Source organism: Streptomyces sp. NPDC055749, assembly GCF_053617235.1.
On the sequence record NZ_JBSHFH010000058.1, the window covers coordinates 16,323 to 34,132 of the forward strand.

Sequence of the window (17,810 nt, forward strand, 5' to 3'; positions counted from 1 at the left end):
GCACGACCTGGATGAGCGAGAAAGGCCCCCATGTTGAAGTACGTACTGGACATCGTCGAGCTGTTGGACGATCCCCAGGTCAATGGCAAGACGGTCGTCGGGTACCTCGACGCCGCAGCTGGGGCCGAGGGCTCGTCCGCGCAGGTCACGACGGTCGTAGGTGAGCAGGGCTCGACCGACTTCGTGCTCGTGCGCATCCCGGGCAGCCGGGGCCGCACGGCGGGCGGCAGCGCCCGGACGCTCGGCGTCGTCGGCCGGCTCGGCGGCATCGGCGCCCGGCCCGAGGTGACCGGCCTGGTCTCCGACGCGGACGGCGCGGTCTCGGCCATCGCCACGGCGGCGAAGCTGCTCGACATGCGCCGCCGCGGCGACGTCCTGCCCGGCGACGTGGTCGTCGCCACCCACATCTGCCCGAACGCGCCGACGGAGCCGCACGACCCGGTGCCGTTCATGGGTTCCCCCGTGGACATCGCCACGATGAACCGGCACGAGGTGACCGGCGAGATGGAGGCCGTGCTCTCCATCGACACCACCAAGGGCAACCGGATCATCAACCACAAGGGCCTGGCCCTGTCGCCCACCGTCAAGGAGGGCTGGGTGCTCAAGGTCAGCGAGCAGCTCGGTGAGCTGCTGGCCGTCGTCACGGGTGAGCCGTTGGTCACATACCCGGTGACCACGCAGGACATCACGCCGTACGGTAACGGTGCACATCACATCAATTCGATTCTTCAGCCCGCCACCGCGACCGCCGCTCCGGTCGTCGGGCTCGCGATCACCTCGGCCGCCGCGGTTCCCGGCTGCCAGACGGGCGCGAGCCACGAGGCGGACATCGCATCCGCGTCCCGGTACGCCGTGGAGGTCGCCAAGGCCTTCGGCGGCGGACAGCTGGACTTCCACGACGCCGTGGAGTTCGACAACCTCGTCAGCCGCTACGGGCCGCTGACCCACCTGCAGACCTTCGGCCGCACACCCAAGGAGTCCTGATGACCGACACCTCGCAGGCTCAGGTGCGCGCCACCGAGACCAAGAACATCGGGAGCGACGACTACGCGCTCTCCCGCGTCCCGCGCGACAAGCGCTTCGGCTTCTGGTCCATGCTGCTCCAGTGGCTGGCCCAGTCCGGATCGATATCCCAGTTCACGCTCGGCGCCACGATCGGTGTCGGCATGACCTTCGGGGACGCGTTCCTCGCCTTCACGCTCGGCGCGGTGATCCTGGAGATCGTGATCTTCGCGATCGGCCTGGCCGGTATGCGCGAGGGTCTTGCGACCCCGCTGCTGACCCGCTGGGTCGGCTTCGGCCGCAACGGTTCGGCGCTGGTCAGCTTCGTCATCGCGGTCAGCCTGGTCGGCTGGTTCGGCGTGCAGAACACGATCTTCGGCAACAGCGTCTCGGCGCTCGTCGGCGGACCGTCGTGGATGTGGTGCGTCCTGGCGGGCCTCGCCATCACGGCCCTGGTGATCTTCGGCTTCAAGTACATGGCCCTGTTCGCCAAGATCGTCACCCCGCTGTTCTTCGCGATGGTCGCCTGGTCGATCATCACCACGCTCAACGACCACTCGATCAGCGACCTGATCAGCTCGCCGCCGCCCGGTGAGACGATCCCGCTGGCGATCGCCGCCACCGCCATCGCGGGCGGCTACATGACCGGCGCCATCGTCTCCCCGGAGATGACCCGCTACAACAAGAAGGGCTCGCACGTCTTCGTGCAGAGCGCCTCGTCGATGATCCTCTCCGAGTACATCGTCGGCATGGTCGGTGTGCTCCTGGGCCATCTGGTGAAGTCCAACGAGGTGTCGCACATCGTGCTCTCCACCTCCGGTGCCTTCGGTGTGATCGTGGTCCTCATGTCCACCGCCAAGATCAACGACTGGAACCTGTACGGCTCCTCGCTCGGCGTCGTCAACTTCTTCCAGGTCGTCTTCGGCAAGCGGCTGCACCGCGGTGCGGTCACCATCGCCCTCGGCATCGCCGGCACCGTCCTCTCGGCGATCGGCATCATGACCCACTTCACGGAGTTCCTCTCCCTGCTGGGTGTGGCCATCCCGCCGATCGGCGGCATCATCGTCGCCGAGTACTGGGTCGTGAAGCGGATGCGAAAGCCGCTGGACGACACCCGCGAGGCCGAGACCCTGCCGAAGACCTCGCCGACCTGGGTGCCGATGTCCCTGGTCATCTGGATCACGGCGTTCTGTGTCGGCAAGTTCTACGACGGCGGCATCCCGGCCCTCAACTCGCTGGCCACCGCGTTCCTGCTGTACTGCGCGCTCGGCCTGCTGGGCTGGATCAAGCCGTACGGCACCTCCACCCTGGACGACGAGGACAGTGCCGTCCCCGCCGCCCGCGCGAAGACCCCGGTAGGTGCGGCATGACCGCCCCCGCGCGTGTCCCCGCATCCGACGAGGCCCAGAGCGAGGTCGTCTCCCTCTGCGCCGAGCTGATCCGCTTCGACACCTCCAACCCGACGAGCAACGAGCGGGCCGCCGCCGACTGGGTCGTGGGCCGCCTCGCCGAGGCGGGCATCGAGTCCGAACTGATCGAGTCCGCCCCCGGCCGCGCCAACGTCATCGCCCGTATCGCGGGCAGCGACCCCGGCCGGGGCGCGCTCCTGGTCCACGGCCACCTCGACGTCGTACCCGCCGAGGCCTCCGAGTGGCAGGTGCCGCCGTTCTCCGGCGAGATCCGCGACGGCTATCTGTGGGGCCGCGGCGCGATCGACATGAAGGACACGGTGGCCGTCATGCTGGCCACCGCCCGCCACTTCGCCCGCACCGGCACCAAGCCGTCGCGGGACGTGGTCCTCGCCTTCCTCGCCGACGAGGAGGCGGGCGGCAAGTTCGGCGCCCACTGGCTGGTCGAGCACCGCCCGGAACTGTTCGCGGGGGTCACGGAGGCGATCGGCGAGGGCGGCGGTTTCTCCTTCGCCATCGACGACACCCGGCGCCTCTACCCGATCGAGAACGCCCAGCGCGGCATGGCGTGGATGGAGCTCACCGCGACCGGCCGGGCCGGTCACGGCTCGTCCCCCAACGACGAGAACGCGGTCACCGACCTCGCGGAATCCCTCACCCGCATCGGCCGCGAGACCTTCCCGGTCCGCCTGATCGAGCCGGTCCGCGCCCTGCTGGAGGAGGCGGCCCGCCTCTACGGCGTCGAGTTCGACGAGAACGACATCGAGGGCAGCCTCGCCAGGCTGGGCCCGGTCGCGGACTTCATGCAGGTGGTGCTCCGCAACTCGGCGAACCCGACCATGTTCGACGCCGGCTACCAGACCAACGTCATCCCGGGCAAGGCCACGGCACGCGTCGACGGCCGCTTCCTCCCCGGCCACGAGCAGGAGCTGATCGACACCATCGACCGGCTCCTCCTCCCCTCCGTCAGCCGCGAGTGGGTCAACCACGACATCGCGATGGAGACGACGTTCGACGGCCCGCTGGTCGACGCCATGTGCGAAGCGGTACGCGCCGAGGACCCGGACGGCCACCCGGTGCCGTACTGCAACCCCGGCGGCACCGACGCCAAGGCGTTCACGCACCTCGGCATCCGCTGCTTCGGCTTCAAGGGCCTCAAGCTCCCGCACGACCTGGACTACGGCCGCCTGTTCCACGGCGTGGACGAACGCGTCCCGCTGGAGGGCCTGCGCTTCGGCGTCCGCGTCATGACCCGGCTCTGGCAGAGCTGCTGACCCTCATATCGCAGCTCTGCCAGGGGACCAGCCCGACCCGGGCTCACCCCACGCACGCCCCCGCCGTATTTCACGGCGGGGGCGTGCGGCACGATGGGGCGCCGTCGATCGACCGACCCACCAGGAGGAACGCCGTGGCCGCCGAGCCCAAGCCGGAGATTCTTGCCGCCTTCGAGGCCGCCAAGGGCTTCATGCCGGTACGCGAAGGGCTCGCCCTGTACGCGGCGGCGGCCGACGCCGCCACGCTCGGGCTCCCCCTCCTGGAGGTGGGCACCTACTGCGGGCGCTCCACCATCCTGCTCGCCGACGCCGCACGGTCGGCGGGGGTCACCGCGCTCACCGTCGACCACCACCGGGGCAGCGAGGAGCAGCAGCCCGGCTGGGAGTACCACGACCCGACCGTCGTGGACCCCGAGGTCGGCCTGATGGACACGCTCCCCACCTTCCGCCGCACCCTGCGCAAGGCCGGCCTGGAGGAGCACGTGGTGGCACTCGTCGGCAGGTCCCCGCAGGTCGCGGCGGTCTGGGGCGGGAAGCTCGGCTTCGTCTTCATCGACGGCGGCCACACCGACGAGCACGCGAACGGCGACTACGAGGGCTGGGCCCCGCATGTCGCCGACGGCGGCCTCCTGGTGATCCACGACGTGTTCCCCGACCCGGCGGACGGCGGGCAGGCCCCGTACCGCGTCCATCAGCGGGCCCTGGCCTCCGGTGCGTTCACCGAGGTCGCGGTCACTGACTCGCTGCGCGTTCTGCGGCGTACGGGGACGGGCGTCTGAGCCGCCCGGATAGGCTCGCCGCGTGCCGTACGACGACAGCGTTCCCCCCACCCGCCGCGGCCGGCCCCTGCTCACCGCCGCCGCGCTGGCCACCCTCTCCCTGACCGTCGCCGGGTGCGGAGGCGGCGGCGACAGCGGAATCGCCACACAGACGCAACCGCGCCCCGGCAGCAGCGCCGGGCCCTCTGGGTCCACGACCCCGGCGCCCTCCCCCACATCCGCCACGCCTTCGAAGTCCGCTTCGAAGTCCGCGAAGCCCCTGCCGAAGGGGCCGCTCACCGGGAAGACCGTGGTGATCGACCCCGGCCACAACCCGCGCAACCGCGAGCACACCCGGGAGATCAACCGCTCGGTGGACATCGGCACCGGGCGCAAGGAGTGCGACACCACCGGCACCGCGACCAACGCCGGTTACACGGAAGCGCAGTTCACCCTCGACGTGTCGCACCGCATGCGCACGCTGCTGGAGGCGCAGGGCGCGAAGGTCGTGATGACGCACGACAACGACCGCCCCTTCGGCCCGTGCGTCGACGAACGGGCCCGCATCGGCAACGAGGCCGGTGCCGACGCGGTCGTCTCCGTCCACGCGGACGGCTCGGCGGCCGGCAACCGCGGATTCCATGTGATCCTCCCCGCCCAGGTGCGCGGCGGTGCGGCGGACACCGCGAAAATCGTCGGGCCCTCCCGCGAACTGGGCACCCGTATCGCCGGTCTCTTCGTACGCGCCACCGGAAGCGCACCTTCCAATTACATCGGCGGCAAGACCGGCCTGGACACCCGTAACGATCTCGGCGGACTGAATCTTTCGACCGTGCCGAAGGTCTTCGTCGAATGCGGCAATATGCGCGATCCGAAGGACGCGGCCCTGCTCACGAGCGCGGAGTGGCGCCAGAAAGCGGCAGTTGGGATTGCCGAAGGCATCAGCAGCTATCTCGACGGGTAGTTCTGCGGGGATATTGGGGGGATGGCGGCCCAAGGGTCCGGGGCGGGGCACAACCCGACCGGGCAGAGGATAGATTCATCCGTACGATGGGGAGCCGCCCCCGAGCTTCACGACGTACCCGCCGTACAGGCGGCATCGACGACCGCCCCGACGAGACGACCGACTAAGGACCTTCACGTGAATATCCGCTCCCTCACTCGAGGCGACGGCGTGGTGATCGGAGCAGCGGTCGTGCTGTTCATCGCCTCTTTCCTCGACCTCTCCGGCTTCGACTGCCCCGAAGGCGTCAACTGCTCCAGCTTCGAAAGCCCGAACGCCTGGGACTCGCTCTCGCTTCTGATGAGCATCTTCCTGGCCGGCGTCATCGGCGCGGCTCTGGTGATCGTGGGCCGTTCCATGCCGGGCCGCAAGGTCGTGGGTCTTGACCTCGGTCAGTTCGGTGTCGCGTTCACCGTCTTCTCGCTGTGGACGGCGTTCTGGACGATCATCGACGCCAACGACGCGGGCGCCGGCATGATCCTCGGCCTTCTCTCGACCATCGTGCTGGCGGCCGGTGCGATCGCCACCCCGATGGTCCCGGCCCTCAAGGCCCCGCTGATGGGCGCCCCGCGTCCGGCGGCGCAGGTGCAGGCGCCGTACGGTGCGCAGCAGCAGCCCGGCCAGGGCTACGGCTACCCCGGCGCCCAGCAGCAGCCCTACGGTGCGCAGCCCGGTCAGCCCCAGCCGTACGGTGCGCAGCAGCAGCCGGGTCAGGCCGACCCGGCCCAGGCGCACGCCATGCAGGCGCAGCAGGCACCGCACGCACAGCAGGCACAGCAGGCACCGCAGGACGGTGGAGCGCCGGCCGGTGACTTCACGCCGTTCTGGTTCGCGGTGCCGGTGGCCCGTCCGCTGTACGGCGAGGACGGTTCGCCGAACCCGATCGCCGAACTGGCGCCGGGTACCTGGTATCTCGCGGTCGAGCAGCGCGGTCCGGGCCTCATCGCCCAGACGCAGGACGGCCGTCGTGGGGTCCTCCAGGACACCACGGGCATCCAGCGCGGCTGACAACTGCCGAACGCGTAGCGGCCCCTCGCCCTTCCGGGCGGGGGGCCGCTGTCGTACAGTCCCTCCCACGTCAGTGATCTGACGCGGCGTCACATAGGGCTGGAGGGAACGGAATGCGGCTCGGACTCGCTCTCGGATACTGGGGCCGCGGCCCCAGTCCGGACCATCTCCCGCTGGCCCGCAGCGCCGAGGAGCTCGGTTACGACTCGGTGTGGACGGCGGAGGCGTGGGGTTCGGACGCCTTCACGCCGCTGACCTGGATCGCGGCCCACACCTCCCGTATCCGGCTGGGCACCGCCATCGCGCAGATGGCGGCCCGTACGCCGACGGCGACGGCGATGCACGCGCTGACCCTGGACCATCTCTCGGGCGGCCGGATGATGCTGGGGCTCGGTCTTTCCGGCCCCCAGGTGGTGGAGGGGTGGTACGGGCGGCCCTTCCCGAAGAGCCCGCTCACCGCGACCCGGGAGTACGTCGAGGTCATCCGGCAGGTCCTCGCCAGGGAGGGACCCGTCGAGCTCGCGGGCCGCTTCCACTCCCATCCGTACAACGGACCGGACGGCACCGGCCTGGGCAAGCCGCTGAAGCCGATCACCCATCCGCTGCGCGCCGGGCTCCCCGTACTGCTGGGCGCCGAGGGCCCGAAGAACGTCGCGCAGACGACCAGGATCGCGGACGGCTGGCTGCCGCTGTACTGGTCGCCGATGCGCCCCGATGTGTACGGGGTGACGGCCGCGGACCTCCCCGAGGGGTTCATGGTCGCGCCGATGGCGCGGGCGCACGTCTGCGAGGACGTGGCCGAGGGACTGCTGCCGGTGAAGGCGATGCTGGGGTTCTACATCGGGGGCATGGGCCACGCGGCCCGGAACTTCCACGCGGACCTGATGGGTCGGATGGGGTACGAGGACGAGGCCCGGCACATCCAGCGGCTGTTCCTGGAGGGCCGCAAGGAGGAGGCGGTGCTCGCGGTACCGGACGCCTTCGCCGACGAGATCTCGCTCGTGGGACCACGTGAACGGATCGCGGAGCGGCTGGAGTTGTGGCGCAAGGGACCGGTGACCGATCTGCTGGTCACGGCACCGGACCCCCGTACGCTGCGGGTGCTGGCGGAGCTCAACACCTAGGGCCTGTCGTTTGGATCAGGCCGGATCAGGGAGCGGGGTCTGGTGCGTGCAGCTGCAAGGCGGAGGAGGGAGGCAACGCGATGGGGCCTCCCCTGCTCGAGCGAAGCCGAGAGCTCGGGGAAGTTGGTGACTGACGACAACGCCGCAGATGCGCGTGCCAGACCCCGCGAGCCCGGCCTGATCCAAACGACAGGCCCTAGGGCCGCTCGTTCGGATCGTGCCTTTCGATCCAGGCGAGCGCCGCCGCGTGTTCGGCCTCGGTCGGCACAGGCTTCAGCTGGTCCGGGTAACGGATCAGGAAGTGCTCGCGGGCGGTCCGCAGACCGATCGCCCGGGCCTCGGCCGAAAGACCGGGGTGCTCGGCGACCTCCAGGGCGCGCTGCCACCAGCTCCGGCTTCGGGAGCCGATGTCGTAGTGCCACAGCGGCTGTCCGGGGTCGGCCACGCCGATCAGTACCCGGTGCAGAACGTACGCGCGGATGCCCGGGGTGCCGAGCAGCCGGTCGGCGACGAGCAGCGGGTGCTCCCCGTCGAGGCGGGCCCGGACCAGGACCCAGGTCATCAGCTGGCCGACGTCGTGGGCGCCGGAGGTGACGGAGTCCCACAGCTCGGCCGCCTTGGCCTCGTCGGGGGCGCCGAGGTGGGTGAGGAGGCGCAGCTCGTTCTTCCAGACCGGGCGGGCCCCGTTCCACCAGGAGACCAGCTTTCCCGCGGCCGGATGGTCCAGGTCGAGGGCGAGACAGGTCAGGGTGACGAGCGGGTGACGCCATTCGGTGTACGTGGTCCGGTACTTCTTGGAGAGGTCCTTCAGCCGGCGCGGCAGCAGCGCTTCGACCTCGGCCTCGCCCGCGGCGCCATGGGAGTGGAGGAGTTCGAGGCAGAAGCCGAGTCCCTGCAGACCGGTCGCCGGGTCGGCCACCCGCTCCCGCAGCCAGCGCACGTCGGCGTCGGTGAGTGTCCGGTACCGGTGCCACACGTCGCCCAGCGATCCCTCGTAGGCGGTGAGGTCGGGGCCGGTGCCGGAAAGGAGCTCGTCCCGGGCGGCCTCGTAGCGGTCCACGGCGGCCAGCACGTCAGGGTTGGGGATGCCGGCGAGAGCGGTCTGACCGGGCAGGAGCGCCTCCTGCCGCAGGAGGTCCACGCGGTCGCGGGCCGCCTCCGCTGCGAGTACGCGCAGGGCGCGTGGCAGCCGTTCGTCGGTGGCGAAGCGGACCGCCGAGAGGGCGGCGAAGGACCGGCCGGTTCGGTAGTTCGCCCCTGTCTCCCGGCGCCAGTCGGTCGTGACGACCTCGGTCAGCGCGCCGCACAGCCCCCGCAGGGAGGTCTCCGGCACGTCGTGCGCGGCCAGTTCCGCCGCGAGGGCGATCGCGGCGCGGACCGCGTCGGGCTCGCGGAGCGACCGGTGCAGCGCCAGCCAGGCGTGAACCGTGCCGCGGTCGCCGCCGAGCGCGGCCTCCCGCGCGACGGCCAGGCCCCGCTCGGACGGCACCCGGGGCAGGACACCGGCCGCCGGGGAGCCCAGGACGGCGACGATCTCCCACGCCTCCTCCCGGCCGTGGCGCAGCAGCGCGTGGAGCAGCTCCCGCCAGGCGACCCACTTCTCGGGGCGCCCCTCGTACTCCTCCCGCCATGCGCGCAGCAGCCGTACCGTCTCGTCGGGCGTGAGTTCGTCCCGCCGCTCCAGCGAGATGGCGAACCGGGTCGCGGCGGAGAGGTCCGGAGCCGCGCGCAGCCGCTCGTGGAGCCAGGCCGCTTCGACGGGGGACAGCGGCCGGTAGCGGAGGGAGGGGGTGGTGCGGTCCACCGGTTCGTCGAGCGCGTCGAGGAACTGGCGTACGCCGTCTCGGTCCGTGGGGTCGGGCAGGCCCTTGTCGTCCCGGTGTGTGATCCGGTCGAGCCCGAAGGCGCCCTGCGGTCCGCCGTCGACGATGCGGAAACCGGCCGGTGCCTCGCCGAGTCCGGCGGCGACGACCGCGTGGTCGCCGCCCCAGTGCAGCAGCAGCTCGCCCGTCAGGGTGCCGGAGCGGTCGAAGGCCCGCTCGTGGGACTGCCAGTGCCAGTACGCGAAGGAGACCGGGCCGGGAAGTCCCCGCTGCGCAAGGAGTTCGGCCGCGTCCTCGTGGCCGTCGGACTGCGTGTAGCGGCCCCGGCCCGGCGGTGGAAGCACGAGGAACCCGTCGTCGCCGAGCCCCCGCCACCATGCCGTGAGCACGGGGAGATCCGGGCGTCGGCGCTCCACGCGGTGGCCGGCCGGGGTGGTGTCGGGGCTGTTCACGTGCTGCTCCTGGGCTTTCCGAATCCGTCAGCCGAAGGACGAGCGGTCCAGCCAGAAGTCCAGCAGGTCCGCGTCCCCCAGCACCTCCACCCGCGTACTGCCGGGGCTCAGCCGGCGGTGGAATACGAGCATCAGGTCGGTGAGCGTACCGCGCAGGGCTACGGTCGCCTTCCCGTGGGCATGGCGCCAGCCGAAGGCGTCCTCGCCGAATTCGATCAGCCACTCCGCGCCGGGTACGTCCGTTGCGTGCAGATGCAGGGAACGCCCGCCGCCGCGCAGGTCGGCGGCCTCCGGGTCGCCGTCGCGCTGGGCGGCGGAGACGAGCTCCAGCCACTCCTCGATGGTGTCGGCCGCCACCTCGGGCGCCACCTCGTAGCCGGTGCGTGCGGCGAGGGCGGCGTCCGCCCGGTGCACGACGGTCTCGTGCGCCATGCGACGGGCCCAGAACGCCGGACTCTGATCGGCCGCCCAGCTCCAGACCTGCGCGTCGGGGCCCGCATCGCGCAGGGCGGCCACGGTGCCCTCGGCCCCTTCGGCGAGCCAGGCGTCGAGGGCGCCGGGCTCCTCGCTGTCCGGGCCCGCGCTGCCGGGCACCCGGTCCTCGGGGATGTCCTCGGTGGCCCGGGTACGCACGATCTCACCGACCCAGCGGTGGGCGCCGCCGACGTGGACGGCGAGGTCGCGCAGGTTCCACTCGGGGCAGGTGGGGACCCGCGCGTCCAGGTCCGCGTCCTTGAGCACCGCCCGCAGCGCGTCGGTCTGGGCCAGGATCTCGTCGCAGTAGCGGTCGTACGGGAGAAGAAGGGTCATCCCCGCACTCTATGGCGGGCGTTGTGCGGGTGACACGCGGTTATTGGCCCAGCTGGGAGGTGGAGGGGACCTTGTCCTTCACATCGGCTCCCACACTCGCGCCCGCATCCTTGACGCTGTTGATGACGCTCTCGAAGGCACCCACGTCCCCGGCTCCCGCCTCGCCCTTGCGGAGCTTGGTGCCCAGCTCCTTGAGCGATTCGATTCCGGCGGTCAGCGGGGCGACGGCCTTCGAGAGCAGTGGGTCGCCCTTGGCGTTCTCGACGGCCGCCTTCAGCCGGTTGTACGCGAATCCGCCCGCGAGCCCCGCCTTCACCAGGGCGAACGTGCGGCCCTCGGCACCCTTCTTGAACGAGCCCGCGCGGTACGGCTTCACGATCCACTGGTACGTCGCACCGGCCGCGAGGCCCGCGTTGGCCACGAACCGGGTCTTGGCGAGCTTCTGCTTCCCGGCGGAGGCCGAGGCGCTCGGGCTCGCACCGGGGCTCACGCTCGAATCGGCGTTCGTCGTGCTGTCGCCGTAGCCGTCGCCGTCCCCGCACCCGGTGGCGCTCACCAGCACGGCGCAGGACAGCAGCATCGCCACCGGAAGGCGGCGGAGCGGTTGAGGACGGGGCACGGCGGACCTCCCTGACCGGGCACTTCACGGCGAGCGACGGAACTCGGCACTCCTGGCCAGGTTCACCCGGCCGGGCCCGCGCCGCCAGTCGGGCGGGCCGTCCGGGTTTCACTCGGCTGAAAACGGCAACTCGAAAGGCATGTCTCCCAGATCAGGCACAGGAAGCAGTACCGCGGCACGTGTGATAGCCGTCGTGGCCGACATCATGGCCTTCATCATCGTCTTGTGGATTCTGATGTACCTGCTCGACGCCAACCGGGGCAACGAACTGGTCGAGTTCGTCCAGGAATCCGCCCGCTGGCTGGCCGGCTGGTCGCACGACCTGTTCACCTTCGACGCCGAGTGGGCGCGGGTGGTCACCGGATACGGCCTCGCCGCCGTCGTCTACCTCTTCATCGGCCACGCCGTGGCCGGTCGCGTCCGCCGCTCCTAGCAGCGGCAGCACTTCCCCGAATCAGCGGCAGCAGTCCGGCTCAAGCCCTCTGGGCAGCCGCTCGCCGCCGAAGACCGCGGTGGTCGCCTCGTCCCCCCCGAGTGCGGCCACCGCAAGCAGCAGGGAACCCGCCGTCCAGGTGGTGAGCTCCTCGGGCCAGAAGGCGCGGTTGCCCTCGAAGACGTACCCCGTCCAGTACATGCCGCCGTCGGCGCGCAGGTGCTGGACGGACTGCAGGATCTCCAGCGCACGGTCGGACTCGCCCATCACCCAGAGCGCCAGGGCGAGTTCGCAGCTCTCGCCGCCGGTCACCCACGGGTTGGGGAGCACGCAGCGCACACCGAGCCCGGGGACCACGAACCGGTCCCAGCCGTCCTCGATCCGCTTCTTCGCGTCGGGTCCGGTGACCGCGCCGCCGAGGACCGGGTAGTACCAGTCCATCGAGTAGTGGTTCTTGTCCAGGAAGCGTTCCGGGTGGTTCCGGATCGCGTGGGCGAGCGCTCCGGTCGCCAACTCCCAGTCGGGCTGAGGCTCTTCGCGTTCCTCGGCGATGGCGAGCGCGCAGCGCAGTGCCTGGTGGATGGAGGAGGAGCCGGTCAGCAGGGCGTCGGTGACGGGCGTGCCGTCCGGCTCCCGCTTCCAGCCGATCTGACCGCCGGGCTGCTGGAGGCGCAGGACGAACTCGACGGCCGCGTAGACCGTCGGCCACATCCGGTCGACGAACGCGTCGTCGCCCGTGGCGAGGTAGTGGTGCCAGACGCCGACCGCGATGTACGCGCAGAAATTGGTCTCGCGGCTGCGGTCGGTGGGCTGTTCCGCGTCGCCGTCGTGGTAGGCGGCGTACCAGGAGCCGTCCTCGTTCTGGTTCCTGGCCAGCCAGTCGTAGGCGCGTTCCGCGGCCTCGTGCTCACCGGACGCGTCGAGTGCCATGGCGGCCTCGGTGTGGTCCCAGGGGTCGAGGTGGTGGCCGCGGAACCAGGGCAGGGCCCCGTCCTCGCGCTGGACGGCGCGCAGCGCGGCGACGGTCTCGGTGGCCTGTTCGGCGGTGAGGACCCCGGGGAGTACGAGGTGTTCGGTCCGCTCGGGCGTGCTCACGCCTCGGCCTTGGGAAGGTGCGGCTTCGTCGCGTACGCCACGAAGCTCTTGCCGACGACCGGGTTGAGCAGCTGCTCGGCGACCCGGGTGACGGCGGGCTTCTTCATGATGTCCCAGACCAGCAGCTTGTGGTACGCGCGCACCGGCAGCGCCTTGTCGTTGTCGACCCCGAAGGCGCACTTCAGCCACCAGTAAGGGCTGTGCAGCGCGTGCGCGTGGTGGGTGCCGTACGGCTTGAGTCCGGCCTCGCGGATCTTGCGGAGCAGTTCGTCGGCCTTGTAGATCCGGATGTGGCCGCCCTCGACCTCGTGGTACGCGTCGGAGAGCGTCCAGCAGACCTTCTCGGGGCCGTAGCGCGGCACGGTGATCGCGATCCGGCCGCCGGGCCTGAGCACCCGGACCATCTCGGCGAGCACGCCCTTGTCGTCGGGGATGTGCTCCATCACCTCGGAGATGATCACGACGTCGAAGGAGTCGTCGGGGAAGGGCAGGTTGAGGGCGTCGCCCTCCATCGCGGTGGCGGTGGCGCCCTCGGGGGCCTCCCCGGCCTCCTTCATCGCGGCGAACCACTTGGCGACTTCGCGGATCTCCTCGGCGTTCTGGTCCAGTGCCACGACCTGGGCGCCGCGCCGGTAGCACTCGAAGGCGTGCCGGCCGGCGCCGCAGCCCAGATCGAGCACCCGGTCGCCTGCGGCGAGCGGGAAGCGGGTGAAGTCGACGGTCAGCACGAGGGCCTGCCTTCGAGGTCGGAGGTACGGGTTCCGTGGGCGGCGGGGGCAGTCACCTGCGGGCTCCCCTGGAGACGATCGCCTGACGGTACAGCTCGGCCGTACCGAGGGCCGCCCTGGCCCAGGTGAATCTGGCAAGCACCCGGTCGCGGCCTGCCGCGCCGAGGCGGGCCCGCAGTTCCGGGTCGTCGAGCAGCCGGCCGAGGGCGGCGGCCAGCGCGCCCGCGTCGCCGGGCGGCACCGCGAGGCAGGTCTCCCCGTCGGGCCCCGTGACCTCGGGGATCGCGCCGCCGGTGGTCGCGACGAGGGGGGTGCCGGTGGCCATGGCCTCGGCCGCGGGGAGGGAGAAGCCCTCGTACAGCGAGGGGACGCAGGCGATCTGGGCGCCGCGCACCAGGTCGACGAGTTCGGCGTCGCTGATGCCCTTGACGAATTCGACGGCGCCCTGGAGTCCGTACTTCTCGATGGCCTGGGCGACGGGTCCGTCCTCGGCCCGCTTGCCGACGACCACGAGGTGGGCCTGCGGATTCTCGGTACGGAGCTTGGCGAGCGCCTCGACGAGGTGGACGAGGCCCTTGAGGGGGACGTCGGCGCTGGAGGTGGTGACGATCCGGCCGGGCACTTCCGCGACGGAGGCGTCGGGCGACCAGAGGTCGGTGTCGGCTCCGATGTGCACCACCTGGATGCGGTCCTGCCGCACGCCCAGCTGCTCGACGATCTCCTGCTCGGAGGAGCCGGAGACGGTGAGGACGGACGGCAGACGGCGGGCGACGCGCTTCTGCATGCGGGTGAAGGCGTACCAGCGGCGTACGGAGGCGCGGCGGCGCCTGCTGTCCGCCGCGGCCAGGTCGAGCTGCCGGTCGACGGTGATGGGGTGGTGGATCGTGGTGACGAGCGGGGCGCCGAGGTCGCCGAGCAGGCCGTAGCCGAGGGTCTGGTTGTCGTGGATGACGTCGAACTCGCCGCGGCGGGCCTGGAGGTGGCGCCGGGCCCGCAGGCTGAAGGTGAGCGGTTCGGGGAAGCCGCCGGTCCACATGGTGGCGACCTCGGCCAGGTCGATCCAGTCGCGGAACTCGCCGGGCCGTGGGGTGCGGAACGGGTCGGGCTGGCGGTACAGGTCCAGGCTCGGCAGTTCGGTGAGCGGGACGCCCTCGTCGAGCACCGGGTAGGGCTGGGCGCCGATCACTTCGACGCTGTGGCCGAGGCGGGCCAGCTCGCGGCCGAGGTGGCGTACGTAGACGCCCTGGCCACCGCAGAAGGGATTGCCCTTGTAGGTGAGGAGTGCGATGCGCAACGGCCGGTCGGCGGCGGCGGGTGCTTCGGTGCCCGCCCGGGGGCCCGTCTCTATGGCCTCAGCGGTCACACTCGGCCCCCTTCTCACTGCGTGTTCGCCGGAGCGTAACCGCTCACGCTAATCTAGAACAAGTTTCAGACCGGATCGTTCAACAAGCACCGAATCTACCGGCAGGTAGCGTCGGCGTAACCGCCGGATCAGGTGATTCGCGCCACGGCAGGCACCCTGGCATGCTGTGCGCGCCCGCAACCTCTCTCCCCTTGTACCGGTTGCACCGGTTGCGGACAGAAGCCATGGATGGGGACTCATGACAGCGGAAGCCAGACCCGCACCGCCTCCACTGACCGAACGCCAGGAGGCCCGCCGCCGTCGCATCCTGCACGCCAGCGCCCAGCTCGCCAGCAGGGGCGGTTTCGAGGCGGTGCAGATGCGCGAGGTCGCGGAGGCCGCCGGGGTCGCCCTGGGCACGCTCTACCGCTACTTCCCATCCAAGATCCACCTGCTGGTCGCCACCATGCAGGACCAGCTCCAGCACATGCACACCACGCTCCGCAAGCGCCCCCCGACCGGGGAGAGCGCGGCGGAACGGGTCGCCGAGACACTGATGCGGGCCTTCCGGGCGCTCCAGCGGGAGCCTCACCTGGCCGATGCGATGGTGCGGGCGCTGACCTTCGCCGACCGCAGCGTGAGCCCCGAGGTGGACACCGTCTCGCGGATCACGACGAAGATCATCCTGGACTCGATGGGGCTTGAGCACCCGACGCCCCAGCAGCTGTCGGCGGTGCGCGTCATCGAGCACACCTGGCACTCCGCGCTGATCACCTGGCTGTCGGGACGGGCCTCGATCGCGCAGGTGAAGATCGACATCGAGACGGTGTGCAGGCTGATCGACCTGACGAGCCCGGAGACCGGCCCGGAGAAGTCGGCGAACTGAGCTCAGGAGGCCGCCCCGCTCGCCCTGCCCGTCACCCTGCCCGGCCGCCCGACAACAGGTGCAGCCGCAGGGCGAGTTGAAGCTCCAGTGCCCGCCCGGGCTCGTTCCAGTCCCGCCCCAGCAGCACCTGGATCCGGTCCAGCCGCTGCACCACCGTGTTGACGTGCACGTGCAGCTCGTCCTTGGCACGGATCAGGCTGCCGCCGGCCCCGAAGTACGCGCTCAGCGTGCGCACCAGATGCGTGCCGCGCTGCTCGTCGTACCGCAGCAGCGGCCCCAGCGTGGCCGAGACGAAGCCATCGACGTCCTGCGCGTTGCCCAGCACCACGCCGAGGAACCCGAGTTCGTCCACGCAGGCGCCCTCGCCCGCACGGCCGAGGACCCGCATCGCCTGAAGGCAGCGGGCGGCCTCCGCGTAGGCGGCGGCCAGTTCCCGCGGTCCGCCCGCCGGGCCCGCCGCGGCGACGGTGACGGGCGCCTGGACCAGGTGCCCCAGCTGGGCCGCCGCCGCCCTCGCCACCTCACCGGGCGACCAACGCGGGCCGGCGCCACCTCCCGTACCCCCGCCCTCGCCCTCGTCGGCGCAGTCGACCAGCAGCACGACCGTGCCCGCGTGTTCGGCGCTCACCCCGCGGATGTCCCCGCCGAACAGATACCGCATGGCGGCGGGGCCGAGCCTCTCCCGGGCGCCGGATTCGGCGACCAGCAGCAGCCGCGGCCGGTCCAGGTCTATGCCGAGGCGACGACCGCGCTCGGCCAGCCCTTCCGGGTCGCGCTGCGCGTCACTCAGCAGGTCGCTGATCAGTTCGCCGCGAATCCGGTTCTCCGTCTCGGCCACCGTCCGCCGCAGCAGCAGGAGCAGCCCGGTGACCACGGCCGCGCGTTCGAACAACCGCCGGTCGGAGTCGTCGAGGCGCCCGCGCCGGCGCAGCACCAGGCTGGCCAGCAGCTCCTGCCCGGCGAGTACGGCGCAGATCCACCGCCCGTCGCGGTGCACGGCGCGCCCGCCGGCCCGGGACTCCTCGGCGGTCTCGGCCAGCCATCCCGCGTCCGTGCAGTCGGCGGCCCCCGCCGTCCCGTCCGGCCGGACGGCCGCCAGCGCGCGTCCGCCCGGGTCGTGGATGGTCAGCGGGCTGTCCAGCAGCCCGGCCACGGCGGTGGCGACATCGGTGACGTCGCCCCCGCGCAGCACCAGGTCGGTGAGCCGGTCGTGGGCCTCCTCGGCTCGCTGCATGGCGGCGGAGTGCTCGCGCACGGCGGCGTTGGCCCCGGCCAGTTCGGCGTTGGCCTGGGCCAGTTCCGCGAGGGCCGCCCCGGTGTCGGCGAGGGCGCGGGCGGTGTCGATGGCGATGGCTGCGTGCGCGGCGAGGGAGCAGAGCAGAGCGACCTCGTCGGGGCTGAAGACGCGCGGGGAGCGGTCGGCCGCGAAGAGGACTCCGATGACCTTCCCCGTACCGCCGCGGCTGGAGCCGAGGAGCAGGGGGACGCCGAGGATGGCGACGAGCCCCTCGGCCATCACACCGGCGTTGATGTTCTTGGTGTGGTGGAAGCGTTCGTCGGTGCCGTAGTCGGGGGTCGCGTACGGGCTGGCGGTCTGCGCGACGAGGCCGCCGAGCCCTTCGCCGAGCTCCAGCCGCAGCCGCTGGAAGACCATGGAGACCGAGCCGTCGGTCACCCGCATATACGTGTCCCCGGCTTCCTCGTCGGGGAGGGTGAGGTAGGCGGTGTCGGTGCCGAGCAGCATTCTGGCCCGCCGCACGATGGCCTTCAGCACCTCGTCCAGGTCCCGGGAGGCGGCCAGGTCGCCCGCCGTGTCGAAGAGGGCGGTGAGCTGGAGTTCCCGGCGGCGGTGCTGGCGCAGGGCACCTCTGATCCGCAGTGCCGTGGCGACCGCCCCTTCCACCTCGGCCAGGTCCGCGGCGGGCACTCCGGCGGCCCTCGCCGCGGAGGACACGGCGCCGAGCGCCTCGGCGGGGGCGTCGTCGGCCAGCAGCCCGAGGAGACGTCGCAGGTGGGGCGCGGCGGAGGGGGAGGGTTCAGACAT

Annotated in this window: 16 protein-coding genes; 9 read left to right on the forward strand and 7 right to left on the reverse strand. The window is 71.5% G+C overall.

Annotation, left to right across the window (positions count from 1 at the left end):
• Positions 1-30 precede the first annotated feature (30 nt).
• The 7 genes from ACWGO0_RS31250 (at position 31) to ACWGO0_RS31280 (ending at position 7,578) form a co-directional block, all read left to right on the forward strand.
• Complete coding sequence (locus ACWGO0_RS31250) at positions 31-984, forward strand: DUF1177 domain-containing protein (protein ID WP_453542601.1); 954 nt, start codon at positions 31-33, stop codon at positions 982-984.
• Complete coding sequence (locus ACWGO0_RS31255) at positions 984-2,372, forward strand: cytosine permease (RefSeq protein WP_453542604.1); 1,389 nt, start codon at positions 984-986, stop codon at positions 2,370-2,372. The genes ACWGO0_RS31250 and ACWGO0_RS31255 overlap by 1 nt, the downstream gene beginning before the upstream one ends.
• Positions 2,369-3,685 (forward strand): M20/M25/M40 family metallo-hydrolase, encoded by a 1,317-nt coding sequence (locus ACWGO0_RS31260; protein WP_453542606.1) that lies wholly within the window; start codon positions 2,369-2,371, stop codon positions 3,683-3,685. Before ACWGO0_RS31255 ends, ACWGO0_RS31260 begins: the two co-directional genes overlap by 4 nt.
• Positions 3,686-3,876: 191 nt before the next feature.
• Positions 3,877-4,464: a class I SAM-dependent methyltransferase gene (locus tag ACWGO0_RS31265; protein ID WP_453542691.1), complete on the forward strand. Its 588-nt coding sequence runs from the start codon at positions 3,877-3,879 to the stop codon at positions 4,462-4,464.
• 22 nt (positions 4,465-4,486) lie between these two features.
• Positions 4,487-5,407 carry an N-acetylmuramoyl-L-alanine amidase gene (locus tag ACWGO0_RS31270; RefSeq protein ID WP_453542609.1) on the forward strand — a complete coding sequence of 307 codons (921 nt, stop codon included), beginning with the start codon at positions 4,487-4,489 and terminating at the stop codon, positions 5,405-5,407.
• Between the two features lie 177 nt (positions 5,408-5,584).
• Positions 5,585-6,454: a hypothetical protein gene (locus ACWGO0_RS31275; RefSeq protein WP_453542612.1), complete on the forward strand. Its 870-nt coding sequence runs from the start codon at positions 5,585-5,587 to the stop codon at positions 6,452-6,454.
• A gap of 113 nt (positions 6,455-6,567) precedes the next feature.
• The gene (locus ACWGO0_RS31280) at positions 6,568-7,578 is read left to right on the forward strand and encodes an LLM class F420-dependent oxidoreductase (RefSeq protein ID WP_453542615.1); all 1,011 of its coding nucleotides are present in this window, start codon (positions 6,568-6,570) and stop codon (positions 7,576-7,578) included.
• Positions 7,579-7,774: 196 nt separating this feature from the next.
• Here the strand turns inward: ACWGO0_RS31280 and ACWGO0_RS31285 are convergent, their stop codons facing one another.
• From ACWGO0_RS31285 to ACWGO0_RS31295, 3 genes are read right to left on the reverse strand one after another with little or no spacing between them, the layout of a single operon-like run.
• On the reverse strand, positions 7,775-9,853 hold the full coding sequence (locus ACWGO0_RS31285; RefSeq protein ID WP_453542618.1) for a hypothetical protein: 2,079 nt from the start codon (positions 9,851-9,853) through the stop codon (positions 7,775-7,777).
• 27 nt (positions 9,854-9,880) lie between these two features.
• The gene (locus ACWGO0_RS31290; RefSeq protein ID WP_453542621.1) at positions 9,881-10,663 is read right to left on the reverse strand and encodes a maleylpyruvate isomerase family mycothiol-dependent enzyme; all 783 of its coding nucleotides are present in this window, start codon (positions 10,661-10,663) and stop codon (positions 9,881-9,883) included.
• Positions 10,664-10,703: 40 nt separating this feature from the next.
• The gene (locus tag ACWGO0_RS31295; protein WP_453542624.1) at positions 10,704-11,282 is read right to left on the reverse strand and encodes a hypothetical protein; all 579 of its coding nucleotides are present in this window, start codon (positions 11,280-11,282) and stop codon (positions 10,704-10,706) included.
• A 139-nt stretch (positions 11,283-11,421) separates the two neighbouring features.
• Here ACWGO0_RS31295 and ACWGO0_RS31300 point away from each other — a divergent pair, with 139 nt between their 5' ends.
• Positions 11,422-11,715, forward strand: a complete 294-nt coding sequence (locus ACWGO0_RS31300) for a hypothetical protein (protein WP_453542627.1) — start codon at positions 11,422-11,424, stop codon at positions 11,713-11,715.
• Positions 11,716-11,736: 21 nt separating this feature from the next.
• Here the strand turns inward: ACWGO0_RS31300 and ACWGO0_RS31305 are convergent, their stop codons facing one another.
• Genes ACWGO0_RS31305 through ACWGO0_RS31315 form a run of 3 tightly spaced genes read right to left on the reverse strand, consistent with a single transcriptional unit; the run spans position 11,737 to position 14,901 of the window.
• Positions 11,737-12,810 (reverse strand): prenyltransferase, encoded by a 1,074-nt coding sequence (locus tag ACWGO0_RS31305; protein ID WP_453542630.1) that lies wholly within the window; start codon positions 12,808-12,810, stop codon positions 11,737-11,739.
• A complete protein-coding gene (locus ACWGO0_RS31310; RefSeq protein WP_453542633.1) occupies positions 12,807-13,538 on the reverse strand; it encodes a class I SAM-dependent methyltransferase in 732 nt (243 codons plus the stop codon). The genes ACWGO0_RS31305 and ACWGO0_RS31310 overlap by 4 nt, the downstream gene beginning before the upstream one ends.
• A gap of 52 nt (positions 13,539-13,590) precedes the next feature.
• The gene (locus ACWGO0_RS31315) at positions 13,591-14,901 is read right to left on the reverse strand and encodes a glycosyltransferase family 4 protein (protein ID WP_453542636.1); all 1,311 of its coding nucleotides are present in this window, start codon (positions 14,899-14,901) and stop codon (positions 13,591-13,593) included.
• A 238-nt stretch (positions 14,902-15,139) separates the two neighbouring features.
• On the opposite strand from ACWGO0_RS31315, the gene ACWGO0_RS31320 reads away from it, so the two are divergent.
• A complete protein-coding gene (locus tag ACWGO0_RS31320; RefSeq protein WP_453542639.1) occupies positions 15,140-15,766 on the forward strand; it encodes a TetR family transcriptional regulator in 627 nt (208 codons plus the stop codon).
• Positions 15,767-15,797: 31 nt separating this feature from the next.
• Here ACWGO0_RS31320 and ACWGO0_RS31325 read toward each other — a convergent pair whose 3' ends face one another.
• Positions 15,798-17,810 (reverse strand): helix-turn-helix domain-containing protein, encoded by a 2,013-nt coding sequence (locus tag ACWGO0_RS31325; RefSeq protein ID WP_453542642.1) that lies wholly within the window; start codon positions 17,808-17,810, stop codon positions 15,798-15,800.

Coding starts and splice junctions, on each gene's coding strand:
- ACWGO0_RS31250 (WP_453542601.1), top strand. CDS start 31: ATGTTGAAGTACGTACTGGACATCGTCGAGCTGTTGGACGATCCCCAG.
- ACWGO0_RS31255 (WP_453542604.1), top strand. CDS start 984: ATGACCGACACCTCGCAGGCTCAGGTGCGCGCCACCGAGACCAAGAAC.
- ACWGO0_RS31260 (WP_453542606.1), top strand. CDS start 2,369: ATGACCGCCCCCGCGCGTGTCCCCGCATCCGACGAGGCCCAGAGCGAG.
- ACWGO0_RS31265 (WP_453542691.1), top strand. CDS start 3,877: ATGCCGGTACGCGAAGGGCTCGCCCTGTACGCGGCGGCGGCCGACGCC.
- ACWGO0_RS31280 (WP_453542615.1), top strand. CDS start 6,568: ATGCGGCTCGGACTCGCTCTCGGATACTGGGGCCGCGGCCCCAGTCCG.
- ACWGO0_RS31290 (WP_453542621.1), bottom strand. CDS start 10,663: ATGACCCTTCTTCTCCCGTACGACCGCTACTGCGACGAGATCCTGGCC.
- ACWGO0_RS31300 (WP_453542627.1), top strand. CDS start 11,422: ATGTCTCCCAGATCAGGCACAGGAAGCAGTACCGCGGCACGTGTGATA.
- ACWGO0_RS31320 (WP_453542639.1), top strand. CDS start 15,140: ATGACAGCGGAAGCCAGACCCGCACCGCCTCCACTGACCGAACGCCAG.
- ACWGO0_RS31325 (WP_453542642.1), bottom strand. CDS start 17,810: ATGTCTGAACCCTCCCCCTCCGCCGCGCCCCACCTGCGACGTCTCCTC.